Source organism: Paraburkholderia sp. J94 (assembly GCF_905220285.1).
Classification (GTDB): Bacteria; Pseudomonadota; Gammaproteobacteria; order Burkholderiales; family Burkholderiaceae; genus Paraburkholderia; species Paraburkholderia tropica_A.
On sequence record NZ_CAJMZH010000009.1, the window covers coordinates 362547 to 384617 of the forward strand.

A 22071-nucleotide genomic window follows, 5' to 3' on the forward strand; every position below is an offset into this window, starting at 1 on the left:
AGGACCTCTTAAAGACCGAGAATCATCTTGGAGATGATGTTCTTCTGGATTTCGTTGGAGCCGCCGAAGATCGACAGCTTGCGATTGTTGAAATACTGCGACGCGGCGCCGGCGGCTTCGTCGGGACCGATCGGCGCGCCTTCGTAGCCTTCGTGCAGCGCTTCTTCGACGAAGGGCGCCGCATACGGACCCATCGCGCGGCGCAGCAGCGAGGAAATCTCCTGGCGGATCTCGGTGCCGCGAATCTTGAGCATCGAGCTTTCCGCGCCCGGCACGCCGCCGCCGGCCACCGCTGCGATCACGCGCAGATTGGTGGTCTTCATGTTCTCCAGATCGATCTCGACTTTCGCGAGACGCGCGGCGAATTGCGGATCGTCGGCGAGCGGCTTGCCATTGCGCTTGACCTGCTGCGCGGCGTGCTTCAGGCGCGCGAGCGCGGCCACCGAAAAGCCCACGCCCGCGATATTGGTGCGCTCGTAGGTCAGCAGATATTTCGCGTAGGTCCAGCCCTTGTTCTCTTCGCCGACGAGATGCTCGACCGGCACGCGCACATCGGTGAAGAACACTTCGTTCACTTCGTGCTCGCCGTCGAGCGTGACGATGGGGCGCACTTCGATGCCCGGCGTGTTCATGTCGATCAGCAGAAAGCTGATGCCTTCCTGCTTGCGCACGTCGGTGGCGGTGCGCACGAGGCAGAAGATCATGTTCGCGTAATGGCCGAGCGTGGTCCACGTCTTCTGGCCGTTCACGAGGTAGTAGTCGCCGTTCGCGTCCGACTTGCGCACGGCGCTCGTGCGCACCGCGGCGAGGTCGGAGCCCGCGCCCGGTTCCGAATAACCCTGGCACCACCAGTCCGCGCCGTTCAGGATGCGCGGCAGCCAGTAGCGCTTCTGCGCTTCATTGCCGTACTTGATGAGCACGGGGCCGAGCATGTTCACGCCGAACGGCACGATGCGCGGCGCGCCCGCAATCGCGCATTCGTTTTCGAAGATGAACTTCTGCACCGGCGTCCAGCCGGGGCCGCCGTATTCCTGCGGCCAGTGATTCGCGAGCCAGCCTTTTTCGTTGAGGATCGCGTGCCATTGCGCCATGTCGTCGCGCGTGAGATGGCGGCCGGTGCGCACGATATCGGCGAGACGCTGCGGCAGATGCTCGTGCAGAAAGCCGAGCACTTCGCTGCGGAAGGCTTCTTCCTCGGCGGTGAATTTCAGGTCCATGGTGGTGTTGCTCCTTGCGGCCCGCGCGCGGCAAAGGGTGCCGGGCGCGGGCGGATGATCAGGCGATGCAGTTTTTTAGCCGCTGCATTCGGCTATTGCGTTAAATCGCGGAATTAAATCGCCGGATTAACTCGCTGAAATCAGGCGATCTGATTCAGGCTCGCGAAGTTCGCGCCGCGCTCCACGAGGTCGACCAGCAGCGGCGAGGGCTTCCAGAACAGCGGATCTTCCTTCGCGTATTCGCGGATATCGGCGAGCACGTTCGCGAGGCCGACCGTATCGGCATACTGCATCGGGCCGCCGCGATAGCGCGGGAAACCGTAGCCGTAGATCAGCGTCACATCCACGTCGAGCGGGCGCAGCGCGATCTTTTCATGCACGACGTTCGCGCCTTCGTTGACCATCGCGGCCATGTAGCGGCGCAGGATGGCTTCGTCGCTGAAGCTGCGCGGCGAGATGCCCGCGCGTTCGCGCTCGGTGCGGATGATCGACTCAACTTCCGGGTCGGGCGTGCCCACGCGCGCGCCTTCGGGATAGAGGTAGAAGCCGCGGCCCGTCTTCTGGCCGAACCAGCCGCGCTCGCAAAGGCGGTCGGCGATCTGCACGTAACGCGCTTTCGGATCGCGCGTGGCCGCGCGGCGCTTGCGCGTGGCCCAGCCGATGTCGCCGCCCGCGAGATCGACCACCTGATACGGGCCCATCGGGAAGCCGAATTCGCGCACGGCCTTGTCGATCTGATACGGCGACGCGCCGTCTTCCATCAGATGATCGGCCGCCGTGCGATACACGGCGAGAATGCGGTTGCCGATAAAGCCGTCGCAGACGCCCGCGCGCACCGGCACCTTGCGCAGCTTCTTCGCGAGCTCGAATGCGGTGGCGACGACGTCGGCGCTCACGGCCTTCGGCACCACGACTTCGAGCAGCTTCATGATGTTCGCGGGCGAGAAGAAGTGCAGGCCGATCACGTCCTGCGGGCGCTTCACGCTGGCCGCGATGGCGTCGATGTCGAGATACGAGGTGTTGGTGGCGAGCACCGCGCCCGGCTTGCAGACGCGGTCGAGTTCCGCGAACACGGCCTGCTTGACGCCCATTTCCTCGAACACGGCCTCGATCACGAGGTCGACGTTCGCGAGCGCGTCGTACGAGGTGCTGCCGCTGAAGCGCGCGAGCACCTGCGCCTTCGCTTCGGGCTTCATGCGGCCTTTCGCGATCAGGCCGTCGTAGACCTTTTCGACATGCGCGCGGCCGCGTGCGAGCGAGGCGTCGTCGCGCTCGATCATCGTCACGGGCAGGCCCGAATCGAGCACGGCTACGGCGATGCCCGCGCCCATCGTGCCGCCGCCCACCACGCCGACGCTCTCGATCGCACGCGGCTTCGCGCTTTTCGTTTCGGGCGACTTCTGCACTTCGCGCTCGGCGAAGAACGCGTGGACGAGGCCCGCGCGCTGCGGGCTTTCGAGGCATTCGAGGAACAGCTTGCGCTCGGTGCGCATGCCTTCCTCGAACGGCTGGTCGAGCGCGGCCTGCACGCAATCGACGATCTTCAGCGGCGAGAACAGGCCGCGCGATTTCTTGCTGGTTTCGGCGCGCGCGGTGTCGATGGCGGCTTGCGAGGCGGCGCGGTCGGCGAGCGCGTGCGCTTCGCGGGTGCGGCGCGGCTGCGCGTGCGCGGCGAGCAGTTCCTGCGCGTAGGCGAGACCTTCCGCAAGAATGTCTTCGCTCGCGCCCACGCGGTCGACGAGACCGATCTTGAGCGCTTCCTGCGCGCTCGCGTGGCGGCCGCTGAGCATCAACGAGAGCGCGGCTTCGGCGCCGATCAGACGCGGCGTGCGCTGCGTGCCGCCCGCACCGGGCAGCAGGCCGAGATTGACTTCGGGCAGGCCGAGCTTCGCGCCCGCGACGGCGAGGCGATAGTGCGCGGCGAGCGCCACTTCGAGACCGCCGCCGAGCGCCGCGCCGTGAATGGCCGCGATCACCAGCTTGTGGCAGGACTCCATGCGCGCGCAGACGTCAGGCAGCGCGGGCGGCTGCGGCGGCTTGCCGAATTCGCGGATGTCGGCGCCCGCGATGAAGTTGCGGCCCGCGCCGACGATCAGCACGGCCTGCACGGCGTCGTTCGATTCGGCGTGCTCGATGGCGGCCGCGAGGCCGCGCCGCACGTCCACGCCGAGCGCGTTCACGGGCGGGTTGTCGACGGTGACGAGCAGCACCTTGCCGCGCAGTTCGTGGGTGACGGGAGAAGCGGGAACGGCCGTATCGATTGCCATGAAGGGTGTCTCCGAATTGAGGGCCTGACAGGCTTCGGGCCCGGAAGGCGGTTCTCTGATATTCGTTTTATTGTGTGTACGCCAAGGTTAATTGACAATCCCATGGTTCGTTGACAGACTGTCAAAGATCTTTTGACAATAGTCAGTCATCAGGAAATCGACGGGACCAAAACGTGGATGTCAATGCGCTGACCATGCTGGTCGAAATTCTCGACGCAGGCAATCTGAGCGAGGCCGCGCGCCGCCTCAAGATGAGCCGCGCGAACGTGAGTTACCACCTCAATCACCTCGAAAAGTCGGTCGGCCTGCAACTCGTGCGGCGCACCACGCGGCGCGTCGAGCCGACCGAGATCGGGCTGAAGCTCTACGAGCACGGCCGCTCGATCCAGAATGCGCTGCTGGCCGCGCGCGAGTCGGTGTCCACGCTCGGCCAGAGCCTGCAGGGGCGCGTGCGGCTCTCGGTGCCCAGCGGCTATGGGCAGCTCGTGATGTCGGACTGGCTGATCCGCTTCAAGCGGCTCTATCCCGGCATCGTGCTCGACGTGATGTTCGAAAACCGCGTGGAAGATCTGCTGCGCGACGAAGTCGATATCGCCGTGCGCGTGATGCACGAGCCGCCGCAGAATCTCGTCGCGCGCGACATGGGCGCGGTGAAGTACATCATCTGCGCGTCGTCGCAATGGGCGGCCGAGCATGGCATGCCGCAGACGCTGGAGGATCTCGCGAGCGCGCCCGTGATCACCGCCACGGTGGTGGGGCGGCAACTGCGTCTCGCGGGCTATCTCGACGACGAACGGCACGAGGTGCTGCTGGAGCCGGCGATCATTTCGGAGAACTTTCTATTTCTGCGCCAGTCGATTCTGTCCGGGCTCGGCGTGGGCATCGTGCCCGACTACGTGGTGCATGACGACATCCGCAACGGCTCCGTCGTGACCTCGCTCGACGCGTGGCGTCTGAGCATCTTCGGCACGCACATGTACATGCTCTACATGCCGAACCGTCACCACACGCGTGCGGCCGCCACCTTCATCGACTTCGTGCTCGAGGAAGCGCACAAGACGGGGCGCGGCGCCGCCGCGTGAGTCTGCATCGCGGCGGCTTGGGCGCGGGTTTGGGTGCCGCTTGAGGGCGCTATGAGGTTGCTTATTCGCCCGTCAGCTGGTTCGTCAGCTCGACGGCGGGCTGCGAGGTGTTGCCGCCTTGCGCGATCAGCAGATGGATCTGGCCGACCGCGAGTTGCGAGAGCGTGCCCGAGATCGGCACCGAGGTGATCAGCCAGTCGGCGTTATTGCCAAGCTGGAAGCTCGCCGACTGGAAGATCGGCGTCTTCGATCCGGCGACCGTCGCGACTGCGATATAGGTGCCGCCGTTCAGATAGTTCGAATCCTGGCCGCTCGCGGGCACGGCGTTCTTGTACGCCACGCCCGCCATGGTCGGCGAGACGGTGCTGATATCGGTGCCGGGCGCGACGATATAGACGTCGAGGTTCTGCGCGTTGACCGTTGCATTGAACGCGCGCACGCGTGCGCTGCTGGAGAGCAGGCCCTTGTCGAACGGATCGTCGATCAGGCCGATGTCGCCGCCCGTGAGCGCGGGCAGCGCGAGCACCGTGTATTCGTGGCCCTTGGTGACGTCGGGGAAGTTGCCGCTGGCGATCGCCGTGGTCGTGCCGGTGTTGGCGTAAGCCACCGTCGTGTTGCCCGTGTTGATGTTCGCGAAGTTGGTGACCTGCTTGTACGCGATGTTGGTCTGCAATGGCGAGCCGTTCACGAGGAAGTCCACGTTGCCGCCGCCGGGCAGCGCGTGCACGAAATGGACCTCGGGGTTTTGCAGGCCGAGTTCCTTGCCTACGTCGTTGCCGCCGCCGCCGCATGCGCTCAGCAGGGCCGCCGCGCTCGCGAGCACGGCCAGGGTGCGAATCGTCTTCATCTCATCCACCTCATCGGGTTTCGTTACAGGCTGTAGAAGGCACGGTGTATGTGTGCGCTGTTGTTATGGCTTCCGTTATGGCTTCCGTTATGGCTTCCGTTATGGCCCGGCCGCGCGCGGTGTTTCGTCGTGCGCGGGTAGGCGAGCATAGTCAGCAATCGCTGTGCCGTGCGAACGCCGCGCGGGGCGGGAAGTCGTAACAAGGCGTAAGCGCACACGCGGGAACACTGCGTGGGGCGAAACCCGGTGCGAGGATGAGGAGAAGCGCGATAAGAAGCGCGAGAAGAAGCGCAATAAGAAGCGCAATGAGGGGCGTGATGAGCGCGGCGGCAGAGAAGCACGCGCGCGAGGCGCGCCGTGCGTTGCCTTTACAACGAAAGCAGCGACACGGTGAAGCTTTTACGTGCGAACCGGTACTCAGGCATCCTGAGCGGGCTTGCCTTCCGGGTCCGCGTTTTGCGCTTTCGAGTGTGCGCCCCTCAAGCGGCCCTTGTCGGCGTCGAGCGGATCATGCGCATTGTCGCGATCGTGTGCGTCGCGCGTATCGCCGTGATCGGCGCATGCGCCGGTGGCGGGCGGACGTCCGCGCGTGGCCGCCGCGAGCGGTACGCGTTGCTGAATGCCGGCCTTCGCGAGCATATGCGCGCTGATCGGCGCGGTCAGAAACAGGAACGCCGGAATCAGCAATTCATGCAGGCTCGCGTAATTGCTGTGAGCGCTGAAATAGATCACCGAGGCGAGCACGATGCCGCCCACGCCGAGCGTGGTCGATTTGGTGGGGCCGTGCAGGCGCATGAAAAAATCGGGCAGACGCGCGAGCCCGATGGCGCCGATCAGCGTAAACAGGCTGCCGATCAGCAGCAGCACGCAGACGATCGCTTCGACGACGGTTTGCATCGGCGGGCCTCGTTCAGTTGAGCATTCAATTGAGTTCGATGATGTCGCCGCGCTGCAGATACTTCGTCAGCGCGACGGTGCCCACGAAGCCCATCACCGCGATCAGCAGCGCGACTTCGAAGAAGACGGTCGAGCGCAGGCTGATGCCGTACACCACGATCAGGGCGATGGCGTTGATGTTGAGCGTGTCGAGCGCGACGATGCGGTCGGGCAGCGACGGGCCACGCACGAGCCGCACGAGCGTGAGCAGAAAGGCGAGGCCGAGGATCGCGAGCGAAACCGGAATGGCGATGGCTAGCATGTGAAGATCTCCATCAACGGGGCTTCGTAACGGGACTTGATGAGCGCGACGAGCGCGGCTTCGTCCGCGAGGTCGAGCACGTGCACGACGAGGCGCGTGCGGTCGTCGCTGAGTTCGGCGCAGAGCGTGCCGGGGCTCAGCGAGACGATGCTGATGAGCGCCGTGAGCGCAATCTCGTGCGTGCTGTCGAGCGGCACTTCGATGAACGCGGGGCGCAGGCGCTTCGTCGGGCCGAGCACGAGCAGCGCCACTTCCACATTCGCCACGACGATGTCGATCAGCACGTGCAGCGCGAGGAGCGCGAGCCGCCACGGCTTGCCGAAGCGCACCGGCTGCAGCCACAGGCCTTCGCCGACGCAGAACGAAATCACGCAGCCGAGCACCGCGCCGAGCAGCAGATTGCCGGGCGAGATGTCGTTCATCAGCAGCACCCAGCAGACGAGCAGCACGAATGTGAGCCACGGGTGCGGAAAGAGCCGTTTGAACATGGTCAGCTCCCTTGGGCCGCGGATGCGGGTGCGGATGAAGGCGCGGATGGCGGCGCAAGCTCCGGCGCAGGTCCGGGCACGGCCGACGGCGCGGGCAGGATCGCGTGCACGTAGGCTTCGCGGTCGAGCAACTGCGTGGCCGTGGCGTCGAGATAGTGGCGCAGCGCGCCCGCGTCCAGCGTGATCGCCGCCACGCAGCCGAGCAGCAATGCACAGGCCGCGAGCTTCGCGTTGCTGCCGCGCGGCGCGGGCGTTGTGGCGTGGGCCTGCGCGCGCGCGGCGGGTTCGGCCCACAGCAGGCGCGTGCCGGTGCGGCTCAGCGCGACGATCGACAGGAGGCTCGACAGCAGCACGGCGGGCCACAGCACGGCGGCCGCGCCGAGCGGCGTGGCGGAGAGCACCATCGCCTTGCCGAGGAAGCCCGAGAGCGGCGGCAGGCCCGCCGCGCCCACCGCCGCGATCAGATAGAGCAGCCCGGCGACGTTCGAGGGCCACGGGGCGTAGGCGCGCGCGGTGGGGGCGGGCTGCGCGGTGTCAGCCGCTTGCACCGTTTGCTCTGCTTGCGCCGATGCCACCGCCTGCGCGGCGCGCTGGCGCGCGAGCCTCGCAACCGCCGCCGCGTCGGATTCGGGCGAGATGGCGGCCACGTTGGCGTCGTCGAGCGCTTCGAGCGAACCGGGTTCGATGTGCTCCGTATCGGCGGCGTGCGGGGCCGCGGCGGCTTCGGGTTCGAGCGTGTCGGCGAGCAGGAACAGCGCGCCCGTGCACAACGTCGTGCTGATCAGATAGTAGAGCAGCGCGCTCCACGCGAGCGGCGTCTGCTGCGTGGCCGCCGCGATCAGCAGGCCGACCGAGACGAGCACGAGATAGCCCGTCGTGGTCTTGAGGCTCGACACCGCGAGCGCGCCCAGCGCGCCGAACACGATGGTCGCGATCGCGAGCCACCACGCCCAGTGATGCATGAACGCATCGAGCACGCCGCCCGCTGCGCCGAACACGAGCGCATCGCAACGCAGCATCGCGTAGATGCCGACCTTGGTCATGATCGCGAACAGCGCCGCGACCGGGCCGATGGCGCTACGGTACGCCTGCGGCAGCCACATCGACATCGGGAACACGGCGGCCTTCAGGCCGAACACGAGCATCAGCGTGATGCCCGCGAACTGCGCGAGCGGCAGCGAGCCCGTGGGCAGCAGCGCGAGACGCTCGCCCATGTCGGCCATGTTGAGCGTGCCGGTGATGCCGTACAGCACGCCCAGCGCGATCAGGAAGAACGACGAACCGACGAGGTTCATCAGCAGATAATGCAGCCCGTTGCGCACGCGCCGCGCGCCGCCGCCGTGCAGCAGCAGCGCATACGAAGCGATCAGCAGGAGTTCGAAGAATACGAACAGGTTGAACAGGTCGCCCGCGAGGAACGCGCCGTTCAGGCCCATCAGCTCGAACTGGAACAGCGCGCGGAAATAGCGTCCGCGCCGCGCGTCGGCGCTCGATGTGCCGATCAGGCAGCAGACCGCGAGCACGGCGGTCAGCAGCAGCATCAGCGCGCCGAGCCGGTCGAGTTGCAGCACGATGCCGAACGGCGCGGGCCATGCGCCGAGCGCGTAGGTGGCGATATCGCCCTGCGCCGCGTGCGCCATCAGCAGGGCGGCGACCGGCAGCAGCGCGACGATGGCGAGCGCATTGAGCGCGCGTTGCAGGCGCTTCGCGCGCGGCGGCAGCGCGACGATGGCCGCCGCCGCGAACAGCGGAATCAGGATGGGGAGCAGAAGGGCGTGATTCATTCGTCGCGCGCCGCCTCGCTGGAGATGCGGTCGTCGGCGAGGCCGTCGACGTGATCGTTGCCCGTGATCGCGAGCGAGCGCAGCGCGAGCACGACCGTGAAGGCCGTCATCGCGAAGCCGATCACGATGGCCGTGAGCACGAGCGCTTGAGGCACGGGGTCGGCGTATTCGGCGCCCGCCGCGATCACGGGCGGCTTGCCGGTCGAGAGCCGGCCCATGCCGAGCAGGAACAGGTTGATCGCATACGAGAACAGCGTGATGCCGAGAATCACGGGCAGCACGCGCGCGCATAGCAGCAGGTAGATGCCGCAGGTGCAGAGCACGCCGATTGCGGCGGCGAAGGCGGCTTCCATCAGCTTTTCTCCACGGATTGCATGTCCTTGTCGCGCACGCCGAGGTGCGAGACGATCGTCAGCGTCGTGCCCACCACGGCACCGACCACGCCGAGATCGAACAGCATCGCCGTGCTCAGTTCGATCTCGCCGATCAGCGGCAGATGGAAGTGTCCGAACGCGCTCGTCAGGAACGGATGGCCGAAGGCGAGACTGCCCAGCCCCGTGGCCGCCGCGACGAGCAGCCCGAGCCCCGCGAGCGCGCGATAGTTGAGACGGATGCGCGACTCGGTCCAGAGCACACCGCTCGCCACGTATTGCAGCAGCAGCGCGACGGAGACGATCAGCGCGGCGATGAAGCCGCCGCCCGGCAGATTGTGCCCGCGCAGGAACACGAACACGGCCACCAGCACGGTGAGCGGCAGCATCAGCCGCGCGAGGATCGCGAGCAGCAGCGGATGCGATTGCGACGACCACGGCAGCCCGCCCGGACCCGTGTCGGGCGCTTTCAGGCGCAGGCCGCGCAAGAGCGCCTTGACGGCGAGACCGGCCACCACGAGCACGCTGATTTCGACCATCGTGTCGAAGCCGCGAAAGTCGACGAGGATCACGTTCACGACGTTGTGGCCGCCGCTGCCGGGCAGCGCGTTGGCGAGGAAGTATGGCGCGATGCCGTGCTCGGGCGTGCGCGTCATCACTTCGTAGGCCACGCTGCCGAGCAGGCCGCCGCCCGCGAGCGCGAGCAGGCCGTTGCGCAGGCGCGTGGGGATCGGCTCGGCGGCGGTTTGCAGTTGCGGCAGGAAATAGATCGCCAGCACCAGCAGCAGGATCGTGACCACCTCGACGGAGATCTGCGTGAGCGCGAGATCGGGCGCGGAGAAGCGCGCGAACGCGAGCGTCACGAGCAGCCCGCAGGTGCTCAGCATGACGAGCGCGTAGAGCGTGTGTGCGCGTGCGAGCACCACGCCGAGCGCGAACAGCGCCATCAGCCCGAGGCCGCAGAGCGTGACGGGATCGAGCGGCATGCTCGCGTACGTGCCGCCGAACGCGCCCAGCGCGACGAACGAGGCGCCCGGCACGATCAGCATCGCGGCGATCATCCACGAAAGATAGTGCGGCAGCGAGCGCGTTTCGAACACGCGCACGATCGCGCCCGCGCCTTTTTCGAGGCGCTGCACGAGGCGGTCGAAGTCCTCGCTCGCGTTCATCTCCGTGAGCAGCGAGCGATGATGGCGGAACGCGTCGCGGCGCGCGAAGAACAGCACGCCGCCCGCCACGAACGACACCACGCTCATGACGAGCGGCGTGTTGATGCCGTGCCACAGGCTCAGGCTGTATTCGGGCAGCTTGCCGCCGAGCGTGAACCATGCCGCCGATTCGAGCAGACGGCCGATCGACTGCTGCGGAAAGAGGCCGATCAGCAGACAGATCACCACGAGGATTTCCACCGGCAGCTTCATGAAGCGCGGTGGTTCGTGCGGCGGATAGTGGGGCAGGTCGCGCGGCGTCTCGCCGTCGAAGAACACGCCCCAGACGAAGCGCAGCGAGTACGCCACCGAGAGCGCGGCGGCCACGATCGCGACGACCGGAATCGCCCAGTTCAGCGGGCCGAACATGCCTTGCGCGAGCGTCTCGCCGAAGAACATTTCCTTCGAGAGAAAGCCGTTGAGCAGCGGCACGCCCGCCATCGCGAGCGACGCCACACTCGCCAGCACGGCCGTGTGCGGCATGAACTTGCGCAGGCCGCGCAGACGGCCGAGATCGCGCGTGCCGCTTTCGTGATCGATGATGCCGGCCGCCATGAACAGCGAGGCCTTGAACACCGCGTGGTTGACGGTGTGAAAGAGCGCGGCGACGGTGGAGAGCTGCGTGTCGAGACCGAACAGCAGCACGATCAGGCCGAGATGGCTGATGGTGGAGTAGGCGAGCAGGCCCTTGAGATCGCGCTGGAACAGCGCCATCGACGCGCCGCCCACGAGCGTGACGAGGCCCGCGAGCGTCGCCGTATAGGCCCACCAGTGCGTGCCTTCGAACACGGGGTAGAGACGCGCGAGCAGGAACACGCCGGCCTTCACCATCGTCGCCGAATGCAGGTAGGCGGACACGGGCGTGGGCGCCGACATCGCGTGCGGCAGCCAGAACTGGAACGGGAACTGCGCCGACTTCGTGAACGCCGCGAACAGCGCGAGCAGCAGAATGGCGGGATAGAGCGGATCGTGCTGGATCGTGTCGACTTGCGCGAGCACGTCGTTGAGTTCATAGCTGCCGCAGACGTGGCCGAGCAGCAGCACGGCCGCGAGCAGCGCGAGCCCGCCCGCGCCCGTGATGGTGAGCGCCATGCGCGCGCCGCGCCGCGCGTCGGGCCGCGACGGCCAGAAGCCGATCAGCAGGAAGGAGACGAGGCTCGTCAGCTCCCAGAAGATCACGAGCAGCAGCAGATTGTTCGCGAGCACGACGCCGAGCATCGCGCCCATGAACAGCAGGAGCAGCAGATAGAGACGCGGCAGCGCCTCGCTGCCCGCGAGGTAGTAGCGCGCGTAGATGAACACCAGCAGGCCGATCGCGAGCACCAGCAGCGCGAACATGAACGACAGGCCGTCGAGACGCAGCGACAGCGCGAGACCGATGTCGGGCACCCACTCGCGGCGCCATTGCAGCACGCCGTGGCTCGACATGCCCACGCGTTCGCTGAGCAGCAGGCCGAGGCCGAACAGCGCCGCCGCGAAGGCGATCCAGGTGGAGAGCGCGCTGGCGCGCCGCGCCGTGAGCGCCACCAGCGCCGCAGCCACGAACGGAAGTACGACGAGCCACCCCAATACCATTCGATGCTCTCCGGGAATCCCGCTGCACGCGGTTTGAACGGTGCGGGCCCGCCGGGCCGCAGCTACGATCATAGCCGCAAACGGGGTCGGAGTTCATGCGATTGGCATTGGGGCTGCCTTGGGGCTGCATTGAGGGCGCATTGAGGCCGCATCGACGCGGCGCTCGCGTCTGCGCGCGGCGCTCGCGTCTGCGCGGTGCGTGCGCGGCGCTTGCGCGGCGGCGATCCGCGCGCGCCGCGCCATGCTCAGGCCATCTGGCTGAGCGTCTTGCGAAAACGCGCGAGCGAGAACACGAACAGCACGGTGCCGATCACGGCGAGCCAGAGAAACGGCTGCCAGACGACCGAGATGCCCGCGCCGCGGAACAGGATCGCCTGCCCCAGTTCGACGAAGTGCGTGGTGGGCGCGGCGAGCATGATGTGCTGCACGAATTCCGGCATGCTCTCGCGCGGCGTGCTGCCGCCCGAGAGCATCTGCAGCGGCAGCAGCACGAGCACGAGCAGCATGCCGAACTGCGGCATGCTGCGCGCGAGCGTCGCCATGAAAATGCCCATCGACGTGGTCGCGAACAGATGCAGCGCCGCGCCCGTGAGAAACAGCGCGACCGAGCCTTCGATCGGCACGTGCAGCGCGCCGCGCACGATGAACGTGAGCGAAAGCGCGGCGGCCACGAGCACCACGAGCCCCATCGACCAGACCTTCGCGAGCATGATCTCGGTGGGCGTGACGGGCATCACCAGCAAGTGCTCGATGGTGCCGTGCTCGCGCTCGCGTATCAGCGCCGCGCCCGTGAGGATGATCGACAGCATCGTCACGTTGTTGATGATTTCCATCAGCGAGCCGAACCACGCCTGCGTGAGATTCGGATTGAAGCGCGCGCGCACGGCGAGATCGACGGGCAGTTCGGTGGGCGCGCGGTAGCGGTTCACGAATTCCGTCGCTTCGTCGTTGATCATCTGCTGGATGTAGCTGCTGCCCGTGAACGCCTGGCTCATGCGCGTGGCGTCCACGTTGAGCTGCACTTGCGCCGCGCGTCCCGCGAGCACGTCGCGTTGCAGGTTCGGCGGAATGTTCAGCACGAAGGTGTAGTTGCCCGCGTCCATGCCACGGTCGGCCTGTGCGGGCGTGACCATCACGGGCGCGAGAAAATGCGGCGGAAAGAACGCCTGAATGAGACGTTGCGAGAGCGGCGAAACATCGTTGTCGATCACGGCGATGGGCGCCATATGCAGCGACTCGGGCCGCGAGGTCGCCGACGAATAGATCATCGCCGTGAACGAGAACACGATGAGGATCAGCAGCATGGGGTCGCGCGCGAGGCTCCAGAGTTCCTTCACGCCGAGACGGTAGATGTTGGCGAGGTGGCGGCGCATCTCAGCTCTCCTGCTTCTTGAGCAGCGCGACGGTCAGGCCGAGCACGATGGGCGTGGCGATCGCGAGCGGCCAGAACGAATGCCAGAGGTCGCCGAAATTGAGCGCCTTGTTGAACACGCCGCGGCTGATCGTGAGCATATGGCTCGCCGGATAGATCTGCCCGATCAGGCGGCCCGTGCCTTCGAGCGACGACACCGGCGTGATGAGGCCCGCGAACTGAACCGAAGGCACCATCGTGCCGATCATCGTGAAGAACAGCGCGGCGATCTGGCTTTTCGTGAACGTCGAGGCGAGCAGGCCGATCGCGGTCGCGCAAAGGCAGTAGAGAATGGCCGCGCAGAACAGCGTGGAGAAACTGCCTTTTATTGGCACCCCGAATAATGTAATGGCGAGCAGCACCATCAGCAGGAAATTGAGCATCGCGAGCAGCACGTAAGGCGCCTGCTTGCCCAGCAGGAATTCGAGCCGCGTGACCGGCGTGACGTAGAGATTGATGATCGAGCCCAGTTCCTTCTCGCGCACCACGGCGAGCGCGGTGAGCATCGCGGGCATCATCAGCAGCAGCACGGGGATCACGGCGGGCACCATCGCGGGCAGGCTGCGCACGTCGGGGTTGTAGCGAAAGCGCGTCTCGACGGAGACCGCCGAATGCGCGGTGACGCCCAGACGCAGCTTCGCCTGTTCGAGCAGCCAGCCCTGGTGCATGCCGAGCACGTAGCCGCGCACGGTTTCCGCACGTTGCGGCATCGCGCCGTCCACCCAGACGCCGATCTGCACGGCCTTGCCGCGCCCCACGTCGCGCGCGAAACCGGGCGGAATCTCGATCGCGAGCGCGAGTTCGCCGCTGCGCATGCGCTTGTCCATTTCCGCGTAACTCGCGATGGGCGGCCGCTCGACGAAGTAGCGCGAGCCCGCAATATTCAGCTCGTAGTTGTGCGAGAGCGCGGTCTGGTCGTGATCGAGCACGGCGAAGCGCAAGTCCTCCACGTCCATGCTGATGCCGAAGCCCATCACGAACAGGAGCAGCAGCGAGCCCGCGAGCGCGAGCGTCGCGCGCACGGGATCGCGGCGCAGTTCGAGCGCCTCGCGCCACATATAGCTCCAGGCGCGTTGCAGGCTGAAGCCGCGATGCTGTTCGGGATGCGCGGCGGCATCGGGGTTTTCGGCGAGCGCGGAGAGTTCGTCGGTCGTGCTTTCTTCGGTGCCCGCGCCTGCGTCCACCAGGTACGCGATGAAGGCTTCTTCGAGCGTGGCCGCGCCGCGATCGCGTGTGATGTTCGCGGGCGTGTCGCTCACGAGTACGCGCCCCGCGTGCATCAGCGAAATGCGGTCGCAGCGCCCGGCCTCGTTCATGAAGTGCGTGGAGATGAAGATCGTCACCTGATCCTCGCGGGCGAGCGCGATCAGCAGGCGCCAGAAGTTGTCGCGCGCGACCGGATCGACGCCCGAGGTCGGTTCGTCGAGGATCAGCAGTTCGGGCTTGTGCACCATCGCAACCGCGAGCGAGAGCCGCTGGCGCACGCCGAGCGGCAGGCTCTCGGGCAGCGTGTCGAGCGCCTCGGCGAGCGCGAAGCGTTCGACCATTTCGTCGACGCGCGCGGGAATCTCGGCTTCGGGCACGTGAAAGAGACGCGCGTGCAGCACGAGATTCTGGCGCACCGTGAGTTCGCCGTAGAGCGAGAACGCCTGCGACATGTAGCCGACGCGGCGGCGCGTGTCGAGATCGCGCGGATCGACTTCATGGCCGAACAACCACGCCTTGCCTTCGCTCGCGGGCAAGAGGCCCGTGAGCATTTTCATCGTCGTGGATTTGCCGCAGCCGTTCGAGCCGAGAAAGCCGAAGATCTCGCCGCGCTGAATGCGAAAGCTCACGTGATCGACGGCCACGAAGTCGCCGAAACGCATCGTCAGGTCTTTCGCTTCGATGGCGATTTCAGTGTGCTCGTCCACGTTCAGCGGCACGATTTCGACCGGCTCGTGGCCGCGCTTTTTCGCTTCGGGCAGCAGCGCGATAAACGCATCTTCGAGCGAGGCCGTGTGCGTGCGTGCGAGCAGTTCGGCGGGCGTGCCAGTCGCGAGCACCGCGCCGTCGTCCATCGCGATCAGCCAGTCGAAGCGCTGCGCCTCGTCCATGTATGCGGTCGCGACGATCACGCTCATCGACGGGCGCTCCTTGCGGATGCCGTTGATGAGGTCCCAGAACTGCGCGCGCGCGAGCGGATCGACGCCCGTGGTGGGCTCGTCGAGAATCAGCAGATCGGGGTCGTGGATCAGCGCGCAACAGAGGCCGACTTTCTGCTTCATGCCGCCCGAGAGCTTGCCTGCCGGGCGCGCGAGAAACGGATCGAGGCCGGTGCTGCGCGTGAGCGCGTCGATGCGGCGGCGGCGCTCGCCGGCGTCGTGGCCGAACAGGCGGCCGAAGAATTGCAGATTCTCCTCGACCGAGAGCGTGGGATAGAGATTCTTGCCGAGCCCTTGCGGCATGTAGGCGATGCGCGGGCAGACGTCGTCGCGATGCTTCTTGCTCGACATGTCGCCGCCGAGCACCCACACGAGACCTTCCTGCACCTTGCGCGCGCCCGCGATCAGCGAGAGCAGGCTCGACTTGCCCACGCCGTCCGGGCCGATCATGCCGACCATCAGTCCGGCCGGAATGTCCTGCGTGACGTCGCGCAGCGCGACGGTCTTGCCATAGTGCAGGCCGACATGCTCGAGGCGAACGGCGGGTTCACTCATCAGGGCACCTTGACCTCAAGTTTGCCGGGCCAGTCTTCGTTGGGGTCCAGCTTGACCCACGCGACGCCGGGCAGGCCGGTTTTCACGTACTTGAGATGCGCCTGGAGCAGCACGGGATCGATCTGCGCCTTCACGCGGAACATCAGCTTTTCGCGCTCGCTTTGCGTTTCCACGGTCTTCGGCGTGAACTGCGCGGTCGAGGAAACGAACGTGACCTTGGCGGGAATCACCCATTGCGGCGCGGCGTCGAGAATGATGCGCACGTCCTGGCCGAGCGAGACGCGGCCCGCCGCATTGGTCGGCAGGAAGAAGGTCATGTAGACGTCGGCGAGGTCGATCATGTTGAGCACCTTGCCGCCCGAGCCGAGCACTTCGCCGGGCTGCGCGACGCGGTACTGCACGCGGCCCGCGCGCGGCGCTTTCAGATCGCTGTCCTGAATGTCGGCCTGCACGCGGTCGATGGTCGCCTGCGCCGCCGCGATCGCCGATTCCGCGCCGGTCTGCTGCGCCTTCGCCGCTGCGACGGCTGCTGCGGCGGCGGTGACCTGGGCCTTGGCGGCAGCCACGGCGGCTTGCGAGCTGCGTACGCGTGCGCGGTCGTCGTCGAGTTCCTGCATCGACGAGGCGCCTTCCTTCGAGAGCTTTTCCGAGCGCGCGAGACGGCGGCGCGCCGCGTCGAGTTCGCTTTCGCGCTGCGTGACGGTGGCCTCCGCGGCGCGCTGATCGCTCTCGCGCAAGGCGACCTGCGCTTTCGCGCTTGCGTCCTTGTTGACGGCCTGCTGATGCTGCGCGACCGCTTCGCTGCGCTGCGCCTGAAGCGTGTCGACCTGCATGTGCGCGAGCGTCTGGCCCGCCTCGACGAAGTCGCCCTCCTTGACCAGCACGTCCTGCACGCGGCCCGCGAGCTTGGTGGCGACGTCGATCTCGGTGGCCTCGATGCGGCCGTTGCCGTTCACGAAATCGGCGCCCAGACCGCGATCCGCGTAATGGCGCCAGCCGAAATAACCGCCCGCCGCGACCACGATCACGACGACGGCGGGAATCCATTTGCGGGCTGATATTGGCATGACGGGAACCTCTGAATCAGGGAGTGTGGGGCGCGGCGGGCGCGTGCGGCGCGCGTTGGGCATTCGGCACGGGCATCGCGCTCGGCGTGCCGGTGCCGGGCGCGGCGATTTCGGGCGAGATCGCGTTCGATGTGGCGGTGGCGTCGGCTTTGCCAGATAGATCGGCATCCGAAATAATTGCGCCAGGCACGCTGGTGGCGAGCGCGCCGCCGCCGAGCGCCGCATAGAGCGAGACGAGACTCGACAGATACGCGCGGCGCGTCTGCACGAGCTGCTGCTGCATGGTGAGCAGATCGCGCTGGGCATCGAGCACTTCGAGGAAGGGCGAGGCGCCGTGGTCGTAACGCAGTTGCGCGAGACGCGCGCGTTCGGCCTGCGCCGCCTCGGTCGCGCGCAGTGCGGTGACCTGCTCGGCGAGCCATTCGCGCGCGGCGAGCGCGTCGGCCACGTCGCGGAATGCCGACTGCACCGCGCGTTCGTACGAGGTCACGGCCTGATCGCGCTGTGACTTCGCGATGTCGAGATTCGCCTCGCGGCGGCCCGCATCGAAGATCGGCAACGATACGCTCGGGCCGAAATTCCACGCGCGGCTCGGGCCGGTGAACAGATCGGAAAGCTGCGTGCTCGCGGTGCCGAACGCGCCGGTGAGCGTGATCTTCGGGAAGAACTCGGCGCGCGCGGCGCCGATGTTCGCGTTCGCGCCGCGCAACTGATATTCGGCGGCGACGATGTCGGGACGGTTCGTCAGCAGATCGGACGGCAGGCCCGCGGGCAGGCCGCGCATCACGGCGTTGTCGTCGAGCTTGACGTCTTCGTGCGGCAGGTCGATCGGCTTGCCGACGAGCAGCTGCAGTGCGTTCAGGCGCGTCGCGCGCTCCTGCTGAAGCTGCGCGCCGAGCGCTTCGGCCTGACGCCAGAGTGTTTCGACCTGCTTGAGATCGAGCCGCGAAATCGAGCCCACTTCGTGACGCCGCTTGAAGATGCGATACGACTCCTTGCGGCTCGCGATGGTCTGCTGCGTGAGCATGAGGCGCTCGTCGAGTTCGCGCAGGCTCAGATAGCTGTTGGCGACCTGCTCGACGACGGCGAGCGTGACGGCCTGGCGCGCGGCGTCGGTGGCGAGATAGTTCTGCAGCGCCGCTTCCTTGAGATTCGCCACGCGGCCCCAGAAGTCGAGTTCCCAGCTCGCCATGCCGATGCCGACCTGATACTGCGTCGCGGTCATCGGCACGCCGTAGCCCGATAGTTGCGCGGGCACGCGGGCGCGGGCGAGATCGGCTTCGACGCCGAGGGTCGGAAACTGGTCCGCGCGGCGAATGCCGTACATCGCGCGCGCTTCTTCGACACGCTGGATCGCGAGTTGCAGATCCTTGTTGTGGTCGAGCGCGTCGGCGATCAGGCCTTGCAGCACGGGGTCGGTGAAGTAATCCTTCCAGCCCACTTCGACGGCGCGCAGCGCGGCGGCGCTGCTCGCATCACCATTCTGCTGCGCGCCGCTTTCGGGGAAGGTTGGCGGAACCGGCAAGGGCGGCTGCTGGTACTCGGGCGCGAGCGACATGCAGCCGGACAGCGCCGCCGTGATGACCGCGAACGCGAGTGCTTGCGGCCAGCGCCGCGCCGGCTGGCTGAATGCGCGCGAGGAACGCGAGGGGCGCGAGGAACCCGGCGTGCCGGATGGAGCGTTGGCTCGTCCAGACCGGCCGAAAGCTGAGCCGAAAGCGGTGGGGCGGCGGATCATCGGTGACTTCTCCTCTCGCGCGTGCTGCGGTTAGCCGCGTCGAAGCGCGTGCGGGCGCGTGCGCTGCGGCTCACTGCGGTTCACAAACGACGCCGCCGCGCGCGCGAGATACGCGCGGCCTGCGTCGGGCTGACTGCGGGCGTCGTTTGAGGGGCAAAGCGGTGCGGCGCGCATCAGGGCGAGCCGTGGGGCAAAGGCCGAGGAAATCCGGCGTCCGGCTTTTGGATATGGGTGACGGCGCGCCGCGTAACAAGAGCCGCGCGGTGCGGCGCAGTGCCGCTGCGGCGTGCGCCGTGAGCCGCCGTGCGTGGCGCGCGATGCGCGAGCGCCGGCTTGCGCCTCGGGTCGAGGCGATTCGATGGTTGCGTGGTCATCATCTGGGTGCGCGTGTGGCGGACGATGGCGACTCGCGGGATGCGGTGCGCATCGCGTTCGGGACGCGCGCGGTTCACGTGCGTCCCGATTCGCGAACGATCGTGACACAAAGAAAAAAGCCGTGACGGCCAGGTGTGCAGCGGCGAGCGGTGGTGCGATCGCGTTGTCCGTTCCGGCGCTGCGCGCGCCAATCGAACGGCGGCGCGCGCGGCCGCGCGGACCGTGTGATTCGCTTGATTCGCGCGTGCGATGCCGCTTACGCGGTCTTTCCCGCGTTTACATCGGCCAGACGAAGGCCTCGTGCGCGTGCGCGGTCTTGCCGATATCGACGGCGCGGTGCACGGTCTTGCCGTCGTGGCTCGCGGTCACGATGTAATGGCCGTCGGGCAGCGTGACGAGCATGAACGGACCGTTCGCGCGCGTGGCGAGCAGTGTCTGGCCGTGCGCGTCGGCGATCTGCACCGGCACGTTGGCGAGATATTCGTTGCCGTCCGCGCTTTGCCGCGCGAATTCGAGCGAGAGCGGATAGCGCGCCATCGCGGCCTTGAACGCCGCCGACTGGTCGCTGCCGATGCCGCCCGAGCGATACGCGATATCGCCCGCGTGTTGCGTCGGCGGCAGCGCGGCGAGGGGGCTTGTTTCAGCGGCTGTCGTGGCGTTGGCGTGGTTCGCGAGCGCCGCCGCATACGCGCCCGGTGCGCCGAATGCACCGAAAGTGAGCGCGAGCGACGCGGCCGTCGACAGCGCCATCCGCGGAAAAGTGCGTGCCTTCATGATCGACCTCCATCGATGGGTTCGAGGTGTATCGAGCGTAGGCGGCCGTACTTAAAAGTCCCTTAAAACAGGGACGATTTGCGTTTTCGGTGTCTGCATTGCAATGCAAGCAGATTGAAAAAAACGAAGCCGCCGTGCGCGCGAGGCGGACGGCGGCTTCGGTGGTGTCGAACAGCCAGCTTACTGCGGAATCATGCCCGTGAGCACATAGGCCTGAATCAGCGTGACGATACCGACGATGGCCGCGAAAAAGAGGCTATGGCGCAACGTGAAGCGGAACAGCGAGGCTTCCTTGCCGACGAGGCCGGTGGCCGCGCAGGCGACCGCGATCGACTGCGGCGAGATCATCTTGCCGCTCACGCCGCCCGAGGTGTTGGCCGCCACGAGCAGCGTGTCCGACACGCCGATCTGGTGCGCGGTGGTGTGCTGAAGCGAGCAGAACAGCGCGTTCGACGAGGTGTCCGAACCGGTCAGGAACACGCCGAGCCAGCCGAGGAACGGCGAGAAGAACGGGAACGCCGCGCCCGTGCCGGCCAGCGCGAGCGCCAGCGTCGACGACATGCCCGAGTAGTTCGCCACGAACGCGAAGGCGAGCACGAGGCCGATCGAGAGCACCGGGCGGCGCAGTTCGCCGAGCGTTTCGAAGAACGCGGCCACGGCGGCGCGCGGTTTCATGTTCAGCACGATCACGGAGATGATGGCCGTGATCATGATCGCCGTGCCCACCGCCGAGAGCCAGTCGAGCTTGAACACGGCGTCGTAGGGTTTGGGCGAGGCGACGATGGGCGCGGTGCGCACCACGAGCTGGTCGAGGCCGGGCACGTGGAAGCTCAGCACGGTGCCCGCGAGCGCGCCCTTCGCGGCGAACAGCGCCTTGAACGGCTTCACGCTCCAGACCGTGACGATGGCCGTCAGCAGAATGAACGGCGACCATGCGCGCACGGTTTGCGCGATCGAATACGGCGACGCCTGGCGGCTCGATGCCTTCATGCCGTCGTTGCCGCCGAAATGTCCGCCGCCGAAGCCGCCGAGCGTGGCTGCGCCACCGCTCACGCGCACGTTCGCGCCAGCCGATTGCATCGCGCGGCGCGGCTGCCAGACCTTGAGGAAGGCGGCGAGCGCGACGAGGCTCACGAGCGCCGAGGTGATGTCCGGCAGTTCAGGCCCGATGTGATTCGACGTGAAGTACTGCGTGATCGCGAAGCTGCCGCCCGCGACCAGCGCGGCGGGCCACGTTTCCTTGAGGCCGCGCTTGCCGTCCATGATGAAGACAAGCCAGAACGGCACGAACAGCGAAAGCAGCGGCAATTGACGGCCCGCCATCGCGCCGATCAGGAACGGATCGATGCCCGTCACCTGGCCCGCGACGATGATCGGAATGCCCATCGCGCCGAACGCCACGGGCGCGGTGTTGGCGATCAGGCACAGGCCCGCCGCGTAGAGCGGCTCGAAGCCGAGGCCCACGAGCAGCGCCGAGGTGATCGCCACCGGCGCGCCGAAGCCCGCCGCGCCTTCGAGAAACGCGCCGAACGAAAAGCCGATCAGCAGCAGTTGCAGACGCTGGTCGTCGGTGATCGAGAGCACGGAGGCGCGAATGACTTCGAACTGCCCCGTCTTCACGACGATCTTGTAGAGGAACACGGCCGTCACGATGATCCACGCGATCGGCCAGATGCCGTAGGCGAAGCCGAAGCCCGCCGACACCAGCGCCTGTTTGACCGGCATGCCGTATTCGAAGATCGCCACGCCGAGCGCGAGCACGAGCGTGATCGCGGCGGCCACGTGGCCCTTCAGGCGCAGGCCCGCGAGCGCGACGAAGAAGAACAGGATGGGCACGGCGGCCACGAGCGCGGACAGCCACAGACTGCCGAGCGGGGTGTAAATCTGATGCCAGGGTTGCACTACGGTCTCCTCCGATGATGCGGATAAAAATGGCGATGCGGTCTCGTCAGGCGGTTATGCAATGTAGT

The 22071-nt window shown here is 66.9% G+C and carries 16 protein-coding genes; 1 reads left to right on the forward strand and 15 read right to left on the reverse strand.

Translation table 11 applies throughout. The features are described from left to right. Positions 1-8 precede the first annotated feature (8 nt). Positions 9-1217 (reverse strand): acyl-CoA dehydrogenase family protein, encoded by a 1209-nt coding sequence (locus U4Y88_RS21585; protein ID WP_321786205.1) that lies wholly within the window; start codon positions 1215-1217, stop codon positions 9-11. A gap of 140 nt (positions 1218-1357) precedes the next feature. Beyond that, positions 1358-3484, reverse strand: coding sequence for a 3-hydroxyacyl-CoA dehydrogenase NAD-binding domain-containing protein (locus U4Y88_RS21590; protein WP_321786207.1), 2127 nt, complete (start codon positions 3482-3484; stop codon positions 1358-1360). A gap of 173 nt (positions 3485-3657) precedes the next feature. On the opposite strand from U4Y88_RS21590, the gene U4Y88_RS21595 reads away from it, so the two are divergent. Beyond that, the gene (locus U4Y88_RS21595; RefSeq protein ID WP_224014366.1) at positions 3658-4566 is read left to right on the forward strand and encodes a LysR family transcriptional regulator; all 909 of its coding nucleotides are present in this window, start codon (positions 3658-3660) and stop codon (positions 4564-4566) included. A gap of 61 nt (positions 4567-4627) precedes the next feature. Here U4Y88_RS21595 and U4Y88_RS21600 read toward each other — a convergent pair whose 3' ends face one another. The 13 genes from U4Y88_RS21600 to U4Y88_RS21660 form a co-directional block, all read right to left on the reverse strand. After that, positions 4628-5413 (reverse strand): DUF4397 domain-containing protein, encoded by a 786-nt coding sequence (locus U4Y88_RS21600; protein WP_224014364.1) that lies wholly within the window; start codon positions 5411-5413, stop codon positions 4628-4630. 417 nt (positions 5414-5830) lie between these two features. After that, positions 5831-6310, reverse strand: coding sequence for a Na+/H+ antiporter subunit G (locus U4Y88_RS21605; protein WP_415774480.1), 480 nt, complete (start codon positions 6308-6310; stop codon positions 5831-5833). Positions 6311-6335: 25 nt separating this feature from the next. After that, the gene (locus tag U4Y88_RS21610; RefSeq protein ID WP_065063380.1) at positions 6336-6611 is read right to left on the reverse strand and encodes a K+/H+ antiporter subunit F; all 276 of its coding nucleotides are present in this window, start codon (positions 6609-6611) and stop codon (positions 6336-6338) included. Continuing rightward, positions 6605-7099 (reverse strand): Na+/H+ antiporter subunit E, encoded by a 495-nt coding sequence (locus U4Y88_RS21615; protein ID WP_224014362.1) that lies wholly within the window; start codon positions 7097-7099, stop codon positions 6605-6607. The genes U4Y88_RS21610 and U4Y88_RS21615 overlap by 7 nt, the downstream gene beginning before the upstream one ends. Before the next feature lie 2 nt (positions 7100-7101). Then, positions 7102-8883: a monovalent cation/H+ antiporter subunit D gene (locus U4Y88_RS21620; RefSeq protein ID WP_321786209.1), complete on the reverse strand. Its 1782-nt coding sequence runs from the start codon at positions 8881-8883 to the stop codon at positions 7102-7104. Then, a complete protein-coding gene (locus tag U4Y88_RS21625) occupies positions 8880-9236 on the reverse strand; it encodes a Na+/H+ antiporter subunit C (RefSeq protein ID WP_224014358.1) in 357 nt (118 codons plus the stop codon). Before U4Y88_RS21625 ends, U4Y88_RS21620 begins: the two co-directional genes overlap by 4 nt. Next, positions 9236-12037, reverse strand: a complete 2802-nt coding sequence (locus U4Y88_RS21630; RefSeq protein ID WP_321786211.1) for a monovalent cation/H+ antiporter subunit A — start codon at positions 12035-12037, stop codon at positions 9236-9238. The genes U4Y88_RS21625 and U4Y88_RS21630 overlap by 1 nt, the downstream gene beginning before the upstream one ends. Before the next feature lie 245 nt (positions 12038-12282). Further along, positions 12283-13410 carry an ABC transporter permease gene (locus U4Y88_RS21635; protein WP_224014354.1) on the reverse strand — a complete coding sequence of 376 codons (1128 nt, stop codon included), beginning with the start codon at positions 13408-13410 and terminating at the stop codon, positions 12283-12285. 1 nt (position 13411) lies between these two features. Next, the gene (rbbA, locus tag U4Y88_RS21640) at positions 13412-16147 is read right to left on the reverse strand and encodes a ribosome-associated ATPase/putative transporter RbbA (RefSeq protein WP_321786213.1); all 2736 of its coding nucleotides are present in this window, start codon (positions 16145-16147) and stop codon (positions 13412-13414) included. Further along, positions 16147-17214 carry an HlyD family secretion protein gene (locus U4Y88_RS21645; protein ID WP_224014351.1) on the reverse strand — a complete coding sequence of 356 codons (1068 nt, stop codon included), beginning with the start codon at positions 17212-17214 and terminating at the stop codon, positions 16147-16149. Before U4Y88_RS21645 ends, rbbA begins: the two co-directional genes overlap by 1 nt. A 16-nt stretch (positions 17215-17230) precedes the next feature. Next, positions 17231-18952, reverse strand: coding sequence for an efflux transporter outer membrane subunit (locus tag U4Y88_RS21650; RefSeq protein ID WP_321786215.1), 1722 nt, complete (start codon positions 18950-18952; stop codon positions 17231-17233). 651 nt (positions 18953-19603) lie between these two features. Further along, positions 19604-20101 (reverse strand): carboxypeptidase regulatory-like domain-containing protein, encoded by a 498-nt coding sequence (locus U4Y88_RS21655; protein WP_321786217.1) that lies wholly within the window; start codon positions 20099-20101, stop codon positions 19604-19606. A gap of 180 nt (positions 20102-20281) precedes the next feature. Beyond that, positions 20282-22003 carry a lactate permease LctP family transporter gene (locus U4Y88_RS21660; RefSeq protein ID WP_224014346.1) on the reverse strand — a complete coding sequence of 574 codons (1722 nt, stop codon included), beginning with the start codon at positions 22001-22003 and terminating at the stop codon, positions 20282-20284. Positions 22004-22071 lie beyond the last annotated feature (68 nt).

Excerpts from the sequence above, each read along its gene's own strand:
- U4Y88_RS21630 (WP_321786211.1), bottom strand. The coding sequence starts at position 12,037 with ATGGTATTGGGGTGGCTCGTCGTACTTCCGTTCGTGGCTGCGGCGCTG.
- U4Y88_RS21615 (WP_224014362.1), bottom strand. The coding sequence starts at position 7,099 with ATGTTCAAACGGCTCTTTCCGCACCCGTGGCTCACATTCGTGCTGCTC.
- U4Y88_RS21650 (WP_321786215.1), bottom strand. The coding sequence starts at position 18,952 with ATGATCCGCCGCCCCACCGCTTTCGGCTCAGCTTTCGGCCGGTCTGGA.
- U4Y88_RS21610 (WP_065063380.1), bottom strand. The coding sequence starts at position 6,611 with ATGCTAGCCATCGCCATTCCGGTTTCGCTCGCGATCCTCGGCCTCGCC.
- U4Y88_RS21655 (WP_321786217.1), bottom strand. The coding sequence starts at position 20,101 with ATGAAGGCACGCACTTTTCCGCGGATGGCGCTGTCGACGGCCGCGTCG.
- U4Y88_RS21635 (WP_224014354.1), bottom strand. The coding sequence starts at position 13,410 with ATGCGCCGCCACCTCGCCAACATCTACCGTCTCGGCGTGAAGGAACTC.
- U4Y88_RS21645 (WP_224014351.1), bottom strand. The coding sequence starts at position 17,214 with ATGCCAATATCAGCCCGCAAATGGATTCCCGCCGTCGTCGTGATCGTG.
- U4Y88_RS21590 (WP_321786207.1), bottom strand. The coding sequence starts at position 3,484 with ATGGCAATCGATACGGCCGTTCCCGCTTCTCCCGTCACCCACGAACTG.
- U4Y88_RS21585 (WP_321786205.1), bottom strand. The coding sequence starts at position 1,217 with ATGGACCTGAAATTCACCGCCGAGGAAGAAGCCTTCCGCAGCGAAGTG.
- U4Y88_RS21625 (WP_224014358.1), bottom strand. The coding sequence starts at position 9,236 with ATGGAAGCCGCCTTCGCCGCCGCAATCGGCGTGCTCTGCACCTGCGGC.
- U4Y88_RS21620 (WP_321786209.1), bottom strand. The coding sequence starts at position 8,883 with ATGAATCACGCCCTTCTGCTCCCCATCCTGATTCCGCTGTTCGCGGCG.
- rbbA (WP_321786213.1), bottom strand. The coding sequence starts at position 16,147 with ATGAGTGAACCCGCCGTTCGCCTCGAGCATGTCGGCCTGCACTATGGC.
- U4Y88_RS21605 (WP_415774480.1), bottom strand. The coding sequence starts at position 6,310 with ATGCAAACCGTCGTCGAAGCGATCGTCTGCGTGCTGCTGCTGATCGGC.
- U4Y88_RS21600 (WP_224014364.1), bottom strand. The coding sequence starts at position 5,413 with ATGAAGACGATTCGCACCCTGGCCGTGCTCGCGAGCGCGGCGGCCCTG.